Origin of the sequence: Nitratidesulfovibrio sp. 1201_IL3209 (assembly GCF_036763125.1) — a bacterium.
In the GTDB taxonomy this organism is placed as follows: domain Bacteria; phylum Desulfobacterota; class Desulfovibrionia; order Desulfovibrionales; family Desulfovibrionaceae; genus Cupidesulfovibrio.
In genome coordinates this window covers 14,208-29,721 of sequence record NZ_JBAIYT010000003.1, presented here as the reverse complement: position 1 = coordinate 29,721, position 15,514 = coordinate 14,208, and the positions used below count along the sequence as shown (strand labels likewise).

At 68.4% G+C, this 15,514-nt stretch carries 16 protein-coding genes; 4 read left to right on the top strand and 12 right to left on the bottom strand.

Annotated features, from left to right (window positions below; all coding sequences use genetic code 11):
• The 12 genes from V6B97_RS02950 to fliR form a co-directional block, all read right to left on the bottom strand.
• Nucleotides 1-285, bottom strand: coding sequence for a UxaA family hydrolase (locus V6B97_RS02950; RefSeq protein WP_333505002.1), 285 nt, complete (start codon nt 283-285; stop codon nt 1-3).
• 305 nt (nt 286-590) lie between these two features.
• Nucleotides 591-1,007, bottom strand: a complete 417-nt coding sequence (locus tag V6B97_RS02945) for a hypothetical protein (protein ID WP_333505001.1) — start codon at nt 1,005-1,007, stop codon at nt 591-593.
• A gap of 54 nt (nt 1,008-1,061) precedes the next feature.
• Nucleotides 1,062-1,388, bottom strand: coding sequence for a hypothetical protein (locus V6B97_RS02940; protein WP_333505000.1), 327 nt, complete (start codon nt 1,386-1,388; stop codon nt 1,062-1,064).
• Between the two features lie 180 nt (nt 1,389-1,568).
• Nucleotides 1,569-2,348, bottom strand: coding sequence for a flagellar basal body-associated FliL family protein (locus tag V6B97_RS02935; protein ID WP_333504999.1), 780 nt, complete (start codon nt 2,346-2,348; stop codon nt 1,569-1,571).
• Between the two features lie 251 nt (nt 2,349-2,599).
• Nucleotides 2,600-2,980 (bottom strand): chemotaxis response regulator CheY, encoded by a 381-nt coding sequence (locus tag V6B97_RS02930; RefSeq protein WP_035067496.1) that lies wholly within the window; start codon nt 2,978-2,980, stop codon nt 2,600-2,602.
• Nucleotides 2,981-3,011: 31 nt separating this feature from the next.
• Entirely contained in the window at nt 3,012-3,809 is a 798-nt protein-coding gene (locus tag V6B97_RS02925; RefSeq protein ID WP_333504998.1) for a FliA/WhiG family RNA polymerase sigma factor, read from the bottom strand.
• Nucleotides 3,763-4,578 carry a MinD/ParA family protein gene (locus V6B97_RS02920; protein ID WP_333504997.1) on the bottom strand — a complete coding sequence of 272 codons (816 nt, stop codon included), beginning with the start codon at nt 4,576-4,578 and terminating at the stop codon, nt 3,763-3,765. The genes V6B97_RS02925 and V6B97_RS02920 overlap by 47 nt, the downstream gene beginning before the upstream one ends.
• Nucleotides 4,575-5,864 (bottom strand): flagellar biosynthesis protein FlhF, encoded by a 1,290-nt coding sequence (locus V6B97_RS02915; protein ID WP_333504996.1) that lies wholly within the window; start codon nt 5,862-5,864, stop codon nt 4,575-4,577. Before V6B97_RS02915 ends, V6B97_RS02920 begins: the two co-directional genes overlap by 4 nt.
• Entirely contained in the window at nt 5,864-6,028 is a 165-nt protein-coding gene (locus tag V6B97_RS02910; protein WP_333504995.1) for a hypothetical protein, read from the bottom strand. The genes V6B97_RS02915 and V6B97_RS02910 overlap by 1 nt, the downstream gene beginning before the upstream one ends.
• A 107-nt stretch (nt 6,029-6,135) precedes the next feature.
• Entirely contained in the window at nt 6,136-8,244 is a 2,109-nt protein-coding gene (flhA, locus tag V6B97_RS02905; protein WP_333504994.1) for a flagellar biosynthesis protein FlhA, read from the bottom strand.
• Nucleotides 8,245-8,300: 56 nt separating this feature from the next.
• Nucleotides 8,301-9,371 carry a flagellar biosynthesis protein FlhB gene (gene flhB, locus V6B97_RS02900; RefSeq protein ID WP_333504993.1) on the bottom strand — a complete coding sequence of 357 codons (1,071 nt, stop codon included), beginning with the start codon at nt 9,369-9,371 and terminating at the stop codon, nt 8,301-8,303.
• Between the two features lie 23 nt (nt 9,372-9,394).
• Nucleotides 9,395-10,189 carry a flagellar biosynthetic protein FliR gene (fliR, locus tag V6B97_RS02895; protein WP_333504992.1) on the bottom strand — a complete coding sequence of 265 codons (795 nt, stop codon included), beginning with the start codon at nt 10,187-10,189 and terminating at the stop codon, nt 9,395-9,397.
• Nucleotides 10,190-10,404: 215 nt separating this feature from the next.
• Between fliR and V6B97_RS02890 the strand changes: the two genes are divergently transcribed.
• The 4 genes from V6B97_RS02890 to ispH all read left to right on the top strand — a co-directional run bounded on the left by V6B97_RS02890 (nt 10,405) and on the right by ispH (nt 15,477).
• On the top strand, nt 10,405-12,324 hold the full coding sequence (locus V6B97_RS02890) for a SulP family inorganic anion transporter (RefSeq protein ID WP_333504991.1): 1,920 nt from the start codon (nt 10,405-10,407) through the stop codon (nt 12,322-12,324).
• Nucleotides 12,321-13,403 carry a hypothetical protein gene (locus V6B97_RS02885; RefSeq protein WP_333504990.1) on the top strand — a complete coding sequence of 361 codons (1,083 nt, stop codon included), beginning with the start codon at nt 12,321-12,323 and terminating at the stop codon, nt 13,401-13,403. Before V6B97_RS02890 ends, V6B97_RS02885 begins: the two co-directional genes overlap by 4 nt.
• A 158-nt stretch (nt 13,404-13,561) precedes the next feature.
• Nucleotides 13,562-14,635, top strand: a complete 1,074-nt coding sequence (locus tag V6B97_RS02880; RefSeq protein ID WP_333504989.1) for a tRNA dihydrouridine synthase — start codon at nt 13,562-13,564, stop codon at nt 14,633-14,635.
• Entirely contained in the window at nt 14,632-15,477 is an 846-nt protein-coding gene (ispH, locus tag V6B97_RS02875; protein WP_333504988.1) for a 4-hydroxy-3-methylbut-2-enyl diphosphate reductase, read from the top strand. The genes V6B97_RS02880 and ispH overlap by 4 nt, the downstream gene beginning before the upstream one ends.
• Nucleotides 15,478-15,514: the final 37 nt, after the last annotated feature.

Below are 15,514 nucleotides of genomic sequence, written 5' to 3'. Positions count from 1 at the left end.
CTACCACCTCTTGGTCTTGACGTTGTGGACGTGCAGGTGTTCGCCCTGCTTGATGGGAGCGACGGCCTTGCCGATGTCGGTGCCGTACTTGATCACGGTGTCACCCGCGGACAGGGCCTTCAGGGCCAGCTTGTGACCGATGGGAATATCGTTGAGCACCTTGAAGGTGATGGTCTTGTCCTCTGCCATCACCCAGCCGGTCAGATCCTGGCCGGCCTTGACGCCTTCGACAACCACGACGCCGACGGAATCGCCGTCTTCGTGCACCAGAAATTGGATCGACATGGAGTTCCTCCTTGGGGAGCGTTGTTGGAAACATGTGTATGATGTCTTATGCAAGACTGTCAATGCGAAAAAGGACTCCCCTTCGTCTTTCCTTCGGTTTTACGTAGTACTATGCTGGTATTGCAGCGTTATTTTAAAATTTACCCGCCGTGCCTACAAAACAGGGCGCCCCGCCGTATTCCGGCGGAGCGCCCTGCACTGGCGCTGCGGCATGCGGCATGGCGCCGGGAAGGCAACGCCCCGGCATGGCCCAAGGCCGGAACGGACGGCGACAGGCAGCGACAGACAACAGCCGGGGCTTCCCCCTACCCGGCCTGGGCCAGGATCAGTTCCACCTCGTCCACCGAAAGTCCGGTGGACCGGGCGATCTGTTCCAGGCTGCGGCCCTTGCGGTGGCCGTTCAGGATCACCTCGCGCAGGAACTGCGGCGAACGGCTGATGCCCTCGGCCTGCTCCAGCAGGCGGCGCAGGGCGTCCGCCCTTTCCTCCAGCCGCCGGTCCAGATGACGCAACTGCTCCTGCCGCTGGGCAAAGGTGGCCACCAGTTCCTGTTCCAGTTCGGCGTTCTGGCGCAGCCGGTCCAGCAGTTGCGCCTGGTTGGCCTGCAGGCGGTTGAGCAACGCCTCGGACCTGCGCAGCCGCAGGAAGAACACCAGCAGCACGCCAAGCAGCGCCACTTCCACCACGCTGACGAGAATGATGATCCACAGGGATATGGTCATGAAGGTTCCGGTTGGGGTTGCCGCCGCATGGCCCGGTCGCGGAGGGGCGTGCGGTCAGACCTTGATGTTCAGGATGTTGCCGGACCACGGATCGTCGTCGGAGTCGGGAGTGTCGTCGTCCTCCTGCGCGGTGCGGGCCTTGCGCCGGGCCAGCAGCAGGGCGCGGCGGCGCTGGCGGTTGCGCTCGCGCTCGTCCACCACCGCGGCCTTATCGCTTTCGCCGGTCTTCTGGACCTGCGAACGGTCGTGCTGCAACGCCTGGGCGGCGGCCTGCTGGGCGGCCGCCTGGGCCATTTCCGGGTGGGCCTGCGCCTCGTGGACCACGCGTTCGGCGTGGCCCATCTGGGCGATGACGACGGGAAGCGTCGGGTCTACGGACACGGCGGATCCTCCATCGCCGCACGGGTTCCCGCACGACGCCCCTGCGCGGGGTGGCGGCGGCTGACGACGAAACCCGCTGCCGGGGCGGGTCGGCTGTCGGCGGGGGCGGCGGGCTGGCGCGCCGGGCCGGATCGATTGGGCCGGAGCCCGAAGGCGCGCTGGGGCTGCGTTCTCGCAGCCCTATTTCACCAGATAGTTCTCTATGAGCAAATCCTCCAGCTTACCGATGCTGAGGTACTCGTTCATGATGGCCAGGATGTCCTTCTTCAGCGTTTCGGCGTTGGCCGCGTCGGTGAGGAAGGTCAGCGACTTGTTCTTCAGATAGTAGTACACGGCGTCGCGGATGGTAACCTTCTTGGCCTGCGCCTCGAACACCAGCTTCTGGTTTTCGGTGGGCGCCGAGAATTTGACGACCAGAAAGCGGATGTTGCCCTTGGCGTCCTTCTGCTCCACCCAGAACGGCTCCCAGGTCAGGATGGTCTGGACGGGTCCGGCCGGTTCCGGCGGCGGCGCGGCCTGCTGGGGCACCACGATCTTCTGGACCTCGGGGGCGGGCGGAGGCGGAGCCTCCTTCTTGCGCAGCAGGAACCACGCCCCGCCGCCCACCAGCAGCAGCGCCAGCGCGACGACAACGGCGATCACCAGCTTCTTGTTGGCCAGCAGCCCGGAAAGGTCGAGGCTGAATTTCTTCTTTTGGGGGGCGTCGCCTTCGGGCGACAGGGAAAGGGACTGGGCGGCGGGTGGCAGCGGGGGCGGCGCCTTTTCCTCTTCCGGCAGCAGGAAGGGGGCGTCCTCCAGGTCCAGTTCGACCTTGTCCTCCACCGGGGGGCCCAGCGAACCGGCATCCAGTTGCCCGGCGTCCAGTTCCGCCTTGCCCGCCTCGTCGGGCAACAGGCCGCCGCCCCCCAACGCATCGGGGGTATCGGGAACGGCTGCGGTGACGATGGGCATGAGGAGCATGGTCTGGTCCCTCGCACGGCCCGCGCGCGGGCGCCGGGATATCGGGCGTCCGGATCAGGCCCGGCCGGGGATCGCCGGCATGGAAAGACGCCGTGGCGGCATGCGCCGGAAGGCTCCGGAAGGTTGCGGGGCTGCCGGCGCGACGTGCGGCCCCATGCGCGGGGCGGCGTGCGCGCCGTCCGTGCGGTCCGGCACGGCAAACGGGCGCAAGCCCGCCGGATGACGGTCCCGCGCCCGGAAGGAACGGCGGCCTACGGGAAGATCTTGTCGATCTTCTGCTTCATGGTCTCGGCGGTGAAGGGCTTGACGATGTAGTTGGACACCCTGGCCTGCACCGCTTCGATGACGTTTTCCTGCTGGGCCTCGGCCGTCACCATCAGGAACGGCATGTCCGCGAATTCCTCGCTGGCGCGCACCTTGCGCAGCAGTTCGATGCCGGTCATCTTGGGCATGTTCCAGTCGGAAATGACGAACTCGATGCGGTCCTTGTTCAGGATTTCCCACGCGGTGGTGCCGTCGTCGGCCTCGACCACGTTGGTGAACCCCAGCTGGCGCAGGATGTTCTTGATGATGCGACGCATGGTGGAGAAGTCGTCCACCACGAGGACACGCATATTGGTGTCGTAGGGCATTGTGCGTACTCCTGGCCAACGGACGCCGCAGTCAGACGGTGCCGTGTTCTCCGTAGTGGTTCCTGAATTCCTTGCGCAGCCTGTTGAGCGCCTGGGAGTGCAGTTGCGAGACGCGCCCCTCGGTGATGCCCATGACCTCGGCTGTTTCGCGCATGTTCAGTTCGTCGCTATAATACAACGACAATACCAGCTTCTCCCGGGGTGTCAATTCGTCGATCAGCGCCGCCACCCGCTCTATGAGTTCCTGCGTCGCCGTGGTCTGGAACGGTTCGCCATCGCCCTGCACGGCCGCATCGGGCGCCAGCGAGTCCTGTATTGCGTCCAGCGAAAGACACAACTGGTTCTGCAACGCCTCAAGACCCAGCCGTACATCCTTCTGGTCCAGTCCCGTGGCGTCCTGCAATTCGGCTTCGGTGGGATGGCGTCCCTTTTCGTGCTCGATGCGCTGGATGGCCTCGTCCAGTTGCCGCACCCGCTGCCGCAGGCTGCGCGGAAACCAGTCCAGCCGCCGCAGCTCGTCCAGCATGGCGCCCCGGATGCGGCTTTCGGCGTAGGTTTCGAAGCGGATGCCGAGCTGCGGCCGGAACTTGCCCAGCGCCTCCATGAGGCCCAGGGTGCCCGCGCTGATCAGCTCGTTCAGCTCCACGTTGCGGGGCAGCTTGGCCTTCAGGCGCAAGGCCAGGAACCGCACCTTGGGCGCGTAGTGCCGGACTATCCGTTCCTGGTCGGCGCGCGGGAAGTCGCCCCAGGCGACGGCTCCCGATTCCAGCGCCTCCCAGGGGCTAGTGCCGGAAGAGGAGCTTCTTCCAGAAAAACTTGATGTTTCCATCGAGGCTCGCCGCCACGTCCCACGTTTGTACCGTCCGGGCCACCTCGCGCACCGCCGCGCAGGCCGCGCTGTCCGGGGCCATGACGCAGAAGGGGCGCTGGTTCACCACCGCCCTGCGCACCGCCGGGTCGCGCGGGACGAAGCCCGCGAGGTCCAGCGACACCCCGGAAAGGAAATGATCGCACGCCTTGTACAGCCGGGTGAACATGTCGCGCGCGGTCTGCGCGTCGGGCACCATGTTCACCAGCACCTTGAAATGCTCCACCCCGTGGTTGAGCTTCATCACCTTGATCAGGGCGTAGGCGTCGGTGAGCGACGTGGGCTCGGGGGTGAGCACCACCAACCGTTCCTGCGCCGCCAGGTTGAAATACAGCACGTTGTCGTTGATGCCCGCGCCGGTGTCCACGATCAGGTAGTCCACCGCGCCTTCCAGCGCGTCCATGGCCTCCAGCAGTTCCAGCTTCTGGCCGGTGGTGAGCGAAAGCATCTCGCTCATGCCCGACGATGCGGGCAGGATGCGGAAGCCGTAGGGCGTGTCGCAGAGGATTTCCGAAAGGCTGACGCCTTCGTGGAACAGGTGGAACAGGTTCAGCCGGGGGGTCAGGCCCAGCACCACGTCCACGTTGGCAAGGCCCAGATCCGCGTCCAGCAGGACCACGCGCTTGCCCTCCTGCGCGAGGCAGCAGGCCAGGTTGGCGGCGATGTTGGTCTTGCCGACGCCACCCTTGCCTGAAGTGACGGAGAATACCAGAGGGAGATCGGGGCTCATGCGATGCAAGCTCCAGTGGGTGCGTGCGGTGCCGGGCGCGCCGTGCGCGGCTGCCCGTGGATGCCGTGTGCCGTCGGGGCCGCCTGCGCCGCCGTCCGAGGTTCGGCCTGACGGGCCTCCGCCTGACGGGGTTCGGGCCGGGGCGCAACCTGTTCCGGGGCCTCGCCGGGCAGTTGCCGCTTGAACAGCAGGCGCCACAACGCCGCATCGCTCGCGGCAACCAGCGAATTGCGCATGCCGGGACCGTAGGAAAGGGCCGACACGGGCAGGCCGCAGGCCGCCGCCACGTTCACCAATGCCCCGAAGGTACAGGCTTCGTCCAGCTTCGTCCAGACAAGGCTGCCCGCCCCCTGGAAGGCATAGCGCGCCAGCAGCGCGGACATCTGGGCCGGGCCGTGATGCGGCGGCAGCACCAGATGCACCGCGACGCCCGTGCCCGCCCCCGCTCCCGCCCCCGCTCCCGCCCCCGCTCCCGAAAGTCCCAGGGTCGTCAGCTGGCGGGCCAGGCTGCCGTCGCGCGCCACGCCCGGCAGGTCCACCAGGATGCGCCCGGCGTCCGGGCATTCGCGCAGGATGGCCGCGAATTCGGCGGCGCTGGAAGCCTCGCGGTACACCAGGCCGGAAAGCTCGGCGTAGTGCTTCAGCAGAAGGCGGCCGTGGCCGCGCCCGCAGTCGGCGTTGACCAGCACGATCTTCAGGTCCGGCTTCTCGCGGCGCAGGGCCAGCGCCATGCGCAGCATGGCCGTGGTCTTGCCCGCGCCGAACGGCCCGGCGAACACGTGGGCCCGCTGCGGCCATGCCGCAAGGCCCCAGCCCCGCACGGGCACGATGTCGGCCAGCGCATCCAGCACCGAGGCCCCGGCATCGGCCGCCAGCCTGCGGTGCAGGGTCATGGCCACGCCGTCGTCCACGCCTTCGCGCGTCAGGTATTCCAGGGCCACACGCTGGCGGGGGGTCAGCTCTTCCATGCGCAGGGCGGGCTTCATCAGGGCGAACAGGTGTTCCTTCATCTGGCCCCATTCGCGGTGCCATTCCTCCCAGCCGGGGGGAACGGAACCGCCAGGGCCGCCGGAGCCGCCGGAGCCAAAAGAAGAGCCCGCCGGGCCGCCCGCGCCAGCCGCGCCGGGCGCGGCCGCGTGCTCGACGCCCACGGACATCTCGTGCCACGCGCGGCCGCCCTCGCGGCATTCGCGCGAGGACAGGATGACCGCGTCCGGGCCCAGTTCCGCCTTGACCTTCGCCAGCACCGCCGTCGCGTTCCGGCCTGTGTACGTCTTGATCTGCATCAGAGCATTTCGACCTTGAAGTTGTACCGTTGCAGAAAAATGCTCTCAGCGCGGACGGCGCCGCCCGCCTCGCGGATCTGGCGAAACCCCGTTTCGCCGCTGCCGCCGGGGGTTTTCCCCTCTTTGGGGCTGTTGTCGCCATGAGGGTTTTTGTTCTCTGCCAAGGAAGAATGGTTTTTTGTGGAGGGCGTATACTCTTATCGTATTCAACCGGAATAAAAAACCATTCTGACGAAGGCAGAGGGCAAAAGGGCCATGGCGTCAATAGCCCCTACTCGAAGGCCACGCTCCCCACGGATTGCAACCGGATGTCCGAAGGAATCTCGGCCTGCGAAATCACGGCCACGTTGGGAAGGAAGCGCATCAGCAACTGGGCCAGGTGCGGCCTGGACACGGGCGAGGCCAGGATCACCGGCTGCCCGTCGGTGTTCACGGCCCGCTCCACCGCGCCGTTGACGCGCTGGATGAGCCGCTGGGCGATGCCGGGGTTGAGCGCCAGGTAGTTGCCGCCGTCGGTCTGGCGGATGGCTTCCTGCACGGTCTTCTCCACGGCCTGGTCCAGGGTGACGATGGGCAGGCCGCCCTCGCTGTCCATGTACGGCTTGACGATGGACCGGGCCAGCCGTTCGCGCACGTACTCGGTCAGGGTGTCGGCGTTCTTCACCGCCGGGCCGTAGTCGGCCAGGGTTTCCGCGATGGTCAGCAGGTCGCGGATGGAAACGTTCTCGCGCACCAGGTTCTGGAGCACCTTCTGCACCGTGCCCAGGGGCAGGATGCCGGGCACCAGTTCCTCCACGGCTTTGGGCGCGTGCTTGGCCAGGTTGTCCAGCAGGCCCTGCACTTCCTGGCGGCCCAGGAAGTCGCCCAGGTGGCGCTTGAACACCTCGGTGAGGTGGGTGGCGATGACCGTGGAGGGATCGACCACGGTGTAGCCCGCCAGCATGGCCTCTTCCTTCTGCGATTCGGGTATCCACAGGGCGGGCAGGTTGAAGGCCGGCTCGCGCGTCTCGATGCCCCGGATGCGGTGCTTGGCGTTGCCCGGGTCCATGGCCAGGTAGTGGTCCACGAGGATCTCGGCCGAGGCCACCTGGTTGCCCTTGACCAGCACGCAGTACTGGCCGGGCTTCAGTTGCAGGTTGTCGCGCAGGTGCAGCGAGGGCACCACCACGCCCATGTCCAGGGCGAACTGGCGGCGGATGGAGCGGATACGCGAGAGCAGGTTGCCGTTCTGGTCCTCGTCCACCAGGGGGATCAGGCCGTAGCCCACTTCCAGTTCCAGGGTGTCCAGGGGCAGCAGGGTCTGCACCTCTTCGGGGGTATCCAGCGAATCGCCCTTCTTCTTGCCCTTGGCGCCCTTGCCGTCCTTGGCGTCGGCGGCGTCCTCGGCCTGCCTGCCGCCCACCAGGCGCGACACGCCGTACAGCCCCGCGCCGAAGGTGAGGAACGGCAGCGTGGGCATGCCGGGCACCAGGGCGAACAGCACGAGCACCCCGGACACCAGGTTGAGCGCGCGCGAGTTGTACGACAGCTGGCCCACGAATTCCTCGCCCATCTTCGCTTCCGACGCCGCGCGCGACACGATGATGCCCGCCGCCGTGGATACGATGATGGAGGGAATGGTGGCCACCAGGCCGTCGCCGATGGTCAGCAGGGTGTAGGTGGTCAGCGCGTCGCGCCACTCCATGTCCTTCTGGAACACGCCGAGCAGTATCCCGCCGATGACGTTGATCAGCGTGATGAACATGCCCGCGTTCACGTCCCCCTGCACGAACTTGCCTGCGCCGTCCATGGCGCCGTAGAAGTCGGCTTCCTTGCGGATGTTGGTGCGGCGGGCGGTGGCTTCCTCCTCGTCGATGAGCCCGGCGTTCAGGTCGGCCTCGATGGCCATCTGCTTGCCGGGCATGGCGTCCAGGGTGAAGCGCGCGGCCACTTCGGCGATGCGCGTGGTGCCCGCGGTGATGACGATCTTGTTCAGGATGAACAGGATCATGAAAATGACCGCGCCGATGACGTAGTTGCCGCCCACCACGAACTCGCCGAAAGCCTGGATGACCTTGCCCGCCGCGTCGGTGCCTTCGTCGCCGTGCAGCAGGATGAGGCGGGTGGAGGCCACGTTGAGCGCCAGGCGCAGCAGGGTGGTGACCAGCAGCAGCGACGGGAAGATGGAGAATTCCAGCGGCGAGAGCATGAACATGGAGGTGACCAGGATCACCAGCGACAGCGAAATGCTGAGCGAAAGCAGCATGTCCAGGAAGAACGTGGGCAGCGGCACCAGCATCACGAACAGGATCGTGACGACGCCGCCCGCCAGCAGGATGTCGCCCTGCTTGGCGAAGCGCTGGTAGTCTATCTTGGGTGCGTATCCCGGTTTGGCAGCCATGTTCTTGACACCTGTCGGAGGTTGCGCGGTCTTGCTTCAGGTTCGCCGGCGGGGCCTTACGATGCCCGTCCCGCCTTGAATTTCCACAGGCTGGCCAGCACGGTGGCCACGGCCTGGAACAGTTCGGCGGGAATCATGTCGCCGACCTCCACCGCCTTATACAAAGCCTGTGCCAGCGGCTTGTTCTCGCGGATGGGCACGCCGTGTTCGCGGGCCACTTCCTTGATCTTCCGGGCCAGGTTGTCCGCGCCCTTGGCCAGCACGATGGGCGCCGGGGCCTCGGTGGCGTCGTAGCGCAGGGCGATGGCGAAGTGGGTGGGGTTGGTGATGACCACGTCGGCCTTGGGCACGTCCTGCAACATGCGCCTGGCCATCATCTGCATCATCTTGCGGCGCTGCTGCGAACGGACCACGGGGTCGCCCTCGGCCTGCTTGCGCTCGTCCTTGGTCTCGTCCTTGGTCATCTTCAGGTTTTCCTCATAGCTCCAGCGGGTGTACCAGAAGTCCGCCACGGCTATGATGGACATGGGCACCAGCGCGTAGCGCACCATGTCCCACCCGGTCTTGAGCATGTACGCGCTGACCCCCTGGGCGTCGGCGTAGTACAGCGGCAAAAAGTTGTGCATCTCGCGCCGGATGATGAGGTACGGCGCGACCCCGATGAACACCGCCTGCAACAGGCTCTTGCCGAGCCGCATGAAGGTGTCGGGCGAGAAGAACATGCGCTTCAGCGCGGCAAGGATGTTGAAGCGCGACCAGTTGAACTTGAAGACTTCGGTGGTCCACAGCTTGCCCACCTGAAGGCGCAGCACCAGCCAGGCCGTGAACCCGATGAACAGCATGATGGGCAGCAGCATGACCGCCAGTTCCCCGGCGATCCACATGAGCAGGTCGATGACGTTCTGCTGGTTGGGATGGAACCCGAAGGCGTTGCCCAGGAAATGCCGGAAGATGGCCTGCATGTCCTTGGCCAGGAAGTCGATGTAGAACAGAAGGCCCACCGAGCCCGCCAGAATGGTCAGGGTCTTGGTGAGTTCCTGCGACTTGGGGACGTTGCCCTTGCCGCGCGCCTTCTTGCGACGTTTCGGCGTCGCTTTTTCCGTCTTGCTCGGGTCGCGCTGCGCCATGGCAGCCCTCCGTCAGGGTTCGGTCAGCGGTCCACCAGCGGGCTGGCCGCCCGCAACAGGTGCAGCATCATGGGGTCCATGCCCACGATGAACTCGCGGATCTTGTCGGCCATGATGGTGAACAGCATGCCGATGAAGAAGAAGCCCACGGCGATCTTGAGCGGAAAGCCGATCATCAGCAGGTTCATCTGCGGGGCCGCGCGGGCCATGAGCGCCAGCGCCAGTTCCACCAGGAACAGCGAGACCAGCACCGGCGCGGCGATCTTGACGGCCAGCACGAACATGGAGCCGGACAGGGCCAGTATTTCCTTCACCAGCGAGGGGCCGAGCAGAAGGCCGCCGGGGGGCACCAGTTCGAAGGTGCGCACGAAGGCCCGCAGCATGTACAGGTGGCCGTCCAGCGCCAGGAAGGTGAGCATGGCCACCATGTACAGGAAGTGCGAGGTGATGCTGACGTTGGCCCCGGTCAGCGGGTCGGCCAGGGTGATCATGGTGAAGCCCATCTGGGTGGCCAGCATCTGGCCGCCGGTCTGGATGCCCGCGAACAGGAAGTGCACGGTCATGCCCAGCATCAGGCCCAGGATCAGTTCCCCGGCCAGCAGCACGATGAGCGAAAAGGGATGCGCGGGCATCTGCCCGCCCGGCAGGGACACGTGCGGCCACAGGGCCAGGGTGAACACCAGGCACAGCGCCGCCTTGACCTGCACCGGGGCCGCCTCGCCCCCGAAGAAGGGCAGCAGGAACAGCACCAGGCTCACCCGCATGAAGGTGAGCAGGAAGCTGAGCATGGAGGCGGCGTCAAAGGCAAAGATGTCCATGGGCGCGGCAAAGCAAGATGCGGGCCATGGGCCGGGCTCCCGGGCCGGGGCCTGATCGGGGGACATGATCGGTGAGGCCATCGACGGAAACCCGTCGCCCCTTCCCCTTTTCTGTTGTCCCGCGCTGGACACAAGGCCCCTTCGGAGGCATCCTGTGGGCATGCCCGGCACCCCATGCGCTCCGGCCGGGTGCCTCCACGCCAAACGGTGAGACCATGCCAGACACGCCAGACAAAGACGCCAGACACGGGAAACAGGAGGCACCGGCCGGGCAGGCCAAGCCGGACGGCCCGGCCACCCCCCCTCCGCCGCCACCCCCTTCCGGCCCCGCCTGTCCCGTGCCCCCGCGCGGCCTGGGCGACAGGATGCTGTGCGCCGCCCTGCCCTTCGTGGAAAGCCTGCGCGGCTACAACGTCCAGATGCTGCGGGCCGACCTGCTGGCCGCGCTGACCGTGGCCGTGGTGGCCCTGCCGCAGTCCATGGCCTATGCGGTCATTGCCGGGGTGCATCCCAGGTACGGATTGTACGCGGCCATCGTGCCGGTGATCGTGGCCGCGCTGTGGGGGGCCTCGCGCTACCTCATCGCGGGCCCCACCAACGCCATCTCCATGCTGCTCTTCGCCACCATGGCGGAAACCGTGGTCAACGGCGTGCCCCTGTCCGGCCTGCCGGAAGAAACGCGCATGGCCTACGTGTTCGGCGTGGCCATCCTGGCCGGGCTGCTCCAGGTGGTCATGGGGCTGGCCCGGCTGGGCGAACTGGTGCACTTCATCTCCCATTCGGTGATGGTGGGCTTCACGGCCGGGGCGGCCGTGCTCATCGCCGTGGGGCAGATCAAGAACCTGCTGGGCGTGAGCATCGGCAATGCGCCCACGTTCCTCGGACTGGTCCTTTCCACCCTGCGCCACCTGCCCCAGACCAACCCGTGGGCGCTGGGCACGGGACTGTTCGCCATGGCCGTGGCCCTGGGCGTGGCGCGGACGCACCGCCGCCTGCCCGCCGCGTTCCTGGCCGTGGTGGCGTCGGGCGTGGCCGCGTGGGCGCTGGACCTTGGCGCGCACGGGGTGAAGGTGGTGGGGGCCATCCCGGCCGGGCTGCCGCCCTTCTCGCTGCCGCCCGCGCCCGACGCGCAGGTGATGCGCGACCTGTTCATGCCCGCCCTGGCCATCGCCCTGCTGGGCGTGGTGGAGGCGCTGTCCATCGCCAAGACCCTGGCGGGCGCGCGGGGCGAGCAGGTGGACGGCAGCCGCGAATTCGTGGCCCAGGGGCTGGCCAACATCTCCGCCGGGTTCTTTTCCGGCATTCCGGGCAGCGGTTCGTTCACCCGCAGCGCCGTCAACTTCGTGGCCGGGGCGCGCACCCGCTTCGCCGGGGCGCTTTCCGGCGTGATCACCCTGGTGGCGGTGCTGCTGCTGGCCCCGCTGGCCGCGTACATTCCCATCGCCGCGCTGGCGGGCATCCTGATGATCATCGCCTGGGGCATGATCGACAAGCACGGCATCGTCCTTGCGCTGCGGGCCACCCGGGCCGACCGCATGGTGCTGCTGGCCACCTTTGCCGCCACCCTGCTGCTGGACCTGGAAAAGGCCGTGTTCGTGGGCGTGCTGCTGTCGCTGGTGCTGTTCCTGCGCAAGGTGTCGCACCCGCTGGTGACGCGCATGGACACCTGCGACAGCCCGGAGTTGCAGGGGCTGCCCGCCGGGCCGTGCTGCCCCAACCTGGCCGTGTACTCCATAGAGGGCACGCTGTTCTTCGGGGCCGTGGACGAACTGGAGCAGCGGCTGTACGAGTACGAGGACTTCGGCCACCGGGCGGTGATCCTGCACCTGCGCCAGGTGCACTGGGTGGACGCCACGGGGGTGCACGCCTTCCAGCAGTTCTTGCGCAAGTGCCAGCGGCGCGGCGTGGCCCTGGTGCTGAGCGGGGTGAAACCCGCCGTGCGCGCGGTGTTCGAGCGTTCCGGGCTGGTGCCGCAGCTGGGCGCGGACAACATGGCGGAAACCCTGTCCGACGCCCTGGCCCTGTGTTACCGCCGCTACCTCAAGGGCGCGGTGTGCGACGCCTGCAAGGCGTCCAACCAGGGCCGCTGCCGCCGCGAGCATCAGGCGGAGGACGCCGGGGACGGCAGGGCATGAGCGAGCGCATCCGCCACGCGCCGGGTTCCGGAAGCGCCGGGCCGTCCGGGGGCTTCGGCGAGCGGCACGACCCGGAGCGCTCGGACCGCGCGGCGCGCTTCCGGCGCGCCCACCGGCCCGGCGACACGGTGCGCGGCACGTTCCTGCGCCCGGCGGCGCAGTCGTCCGCCTTCGCCGCGCCGGGTGCCAGCACGGGCGGGCTGGGCTGGGCCGACATCGAAGGGCAGACCCTGCTGGCCTCCATGCCCGTCTTTCCCCAGCCCGGCACGGAACTGCTGTTCCGGGTGGAGCGGACGGAGCCGGACATCGTGCTGCGCCTGCTGGCCGAAGGCGACGGCGCGGCCGTGCCGCCCCCCTCGCCCGCCCGGCTGGCGGCGGACTACGCCACCGCGCGCGACCGGCTGGACGCCCGGCTGGCCAAGGCCCTGTTTCCGGCGTGGGGCGCATCCACCGCTCCGAATCCACCGCCTACCGCCGCCGCGCGCCATGCAGCCCTGGCCGCGCACGTGGCCGAAGACGCGGAAACCGCCGCCCTGTTCCTGGCCTGCCAGCGTGCCCGGCTGGCCCTGCTGCCGGTGCTGCGCGCGGCGCACCCCGGCGTGACCCTGCTGCACCTGCCGTGGCTGTGCCCCACGGCCCGCGCCCTGGACTGCGCGGTGCTGCCGCCGCAGCCGGAGTCCACGGGCGGCGGGCTGACCCGGATCCTGCTGGGCGGGATGCCCGTCCCGCCCGGCCCCGGCGGCGACCCGGACGGCACCCCGGACGGCACCCCGGACGGCGGGGCATCCCCGTCCCCACATTCCCCCGGCCGCTTCCTGCTGCACGGCCTGCTGCGGGCCGCGACGCAGGAGACTCCGGCGCGCCTGGCCTTCCGGGTCATGGCGGAGCATCCCGACACCATCGGCGCGCTGCTGGAACCGCTGCTGCCCATCCTGACCGGCCAGCCGGAGGATACGCCCTCCCCGTCCGTACCCCTTGAAACGGCCCTGCTGTCCACCGGCCCCCTGCCCGCAGGGCCGTCCGACCCGCTGGGCCTGCTGCTGGCCGCGTTGCACGGGGGGTCCGGCCTGCTGGCTTGACGCCGGGGCATCCCGGTATCATTCCCGGCCCTTCCGAACCCCTCCGCATCATCCCCGTTCGGGGGGTGCGGGGGGCGTTGCCCCCCGCCCGCCGGAGGCGTACAAAACCCTTTCCGTTCCCATTCACTCCCAACCGTCCACCCCGACCCGCACGACGCATGACCGACACCGCCTCCGCCGCCTCCCACCTCGCCGCCGCGCCGCCCCTGCGGCCCGACGCCCCGTGGCTGGCCCCCCTGGCCGGGTACTCCGACCTGCCCTTCCGCCTGCTGTGCCGCGAGCACGGCGCGGCCGCCTGCTGCACCGAAATGGTCAGCGCCAAGGGGTTGCTGTACCACAGCCCCGGCACGCGCGACCTGCTGGCCACCACGCAGCAAGATGCCCCCCTTGAAGACGCGCCCCTGATCCTGCAACTGTTCGGGGCCGACGCGGAAATCATGCGCCAGGTCATGCCGGGGCTCATGGAACAGGGCTTCCGCTGGTTCGACCTGAACATGGGATGCTCGGTGCCCAAGGTGGTCAAGACAGGCTGCGGCTCGGCCATGTCGCGCGACATGGACAACGCCCTGGCCGTGGCCCGGGCCATGGTCGAGGTGGCCGGGGAAGGCCGGGTGGGCTTCAAGATGCGGCTCGGCTGGCAGGCGGGCGAGGAGACCTGGCGCGAAATGGCCCTGCGGTTGCAGGACGCGGGCGCGGGGTGGATCACCCTGCACCCCCGCTTCGCCCGACAGGGCTTTGCGGGCGAGGCGCGCTGGAGCGTCCTGCGCGAGCTTGCGGCCGCGCTGTCCATTCCGGTCGTGGCCAGCGGCGACCTGTTCACGGCGGCCGACGCGGTGCGCTGCGTGCGCGAGACGGGCGTGGCCACGGTGATGTTCGCGCGCGGGGCCATGAACAACCCCGCCGTGTTCGACGAATACCGCGTCCTGCTGGCCGGGGGCCAGCCCCCGCCGCCCGACGCGGACCGGCTGAAGGCGCTTATCCGCCGTCACCTGGAACTGGCCCTGGCCCATTCCGGCGAGCGCACCGCCCTGCTCAAGATGCGCACCTTCGTGCCGCGCTACGTGCGCCACATTCCCGGCGTGCGGGCGCTGCGCAACCGGCTGGCCTCGTGCCTGGACCGGGACCTGCTGGAAGAACTGCTGGAAACCCACCTTACCCCGCAGGCGTTCGCCGAAGACGGCGGCAGCGTGGGCACGACCGCAACCGTCCCCCATGGAGACGCCCGGCCATGAAGATCATCCGCGCCCGCACGGCGGGCTTCTGCATGGGGGTCAGCCTGGCCCTGCGCAAGCTGGACCGCGAGGTGACCGAAAACAACGCGCCCATCGCCACGCTGGGCCCCATCATCCACAACCCGCAGGTCATGGCCCACTACGAGGAGCGCGGGGTGCGCTGCCTGCGCGACACCGCGCAGGTGACGCCCGGCCAGCGGGTGGTCATTCGCGCCCACGGCATCCCCGTGGCCGAGGAGGCGGCCCTGAAGGCCACCGGCGCCTCGGTGGTGGACGCCACCTGTCCCAAGGTCAAGCGCGCCCAGTTGGGCATCGCCGAGGAACGCGGCCATGGCGGCACCCTGCTGCTGTTCGGCGAGGCCGACCACCCCGAGGTGCGCGGCCTTTTGTCCTACGCCGGGGAGGGGGCCATGGTCTTCGGCTCGCTGGACGAACTGAAGGGGCTGCCCCTGCGCGACGGCGTGGCCTACTTCCTGGCCGCCCAGACCACCCAGGACCGCGCGGCCTTCGAGGACGTGGTAGCCTGGCTGCGCCAGCGCCTGGGCCGAGAGATTCCCGTGTTGCAGACCATCTGCGACGCCACGCGCAAGCGCCAGCAGGAGGCCGTGGACATCGCCCGGCGGGTGGAGGCCATGGTGGTGGTGGGCGGCTTCGACAGCGGCAACACCCGCCGCCTGGCCGACGTGGCCCGCGCCCAGGGGGTGTTCACCGTGCACGTGGAGACGGTGGACCAGCTGCCTGTGGACGAATTGCGGAAAAAATCGGTCATCGGGCTAACGGCCGCGGCCTCCACGCCGAAAAGTCTTATTGACGCCGTCCAACGATTCCTGGAATCTTTGTAGATACGTTTCCATCGACGCGCCGCATCACGAGAGACGT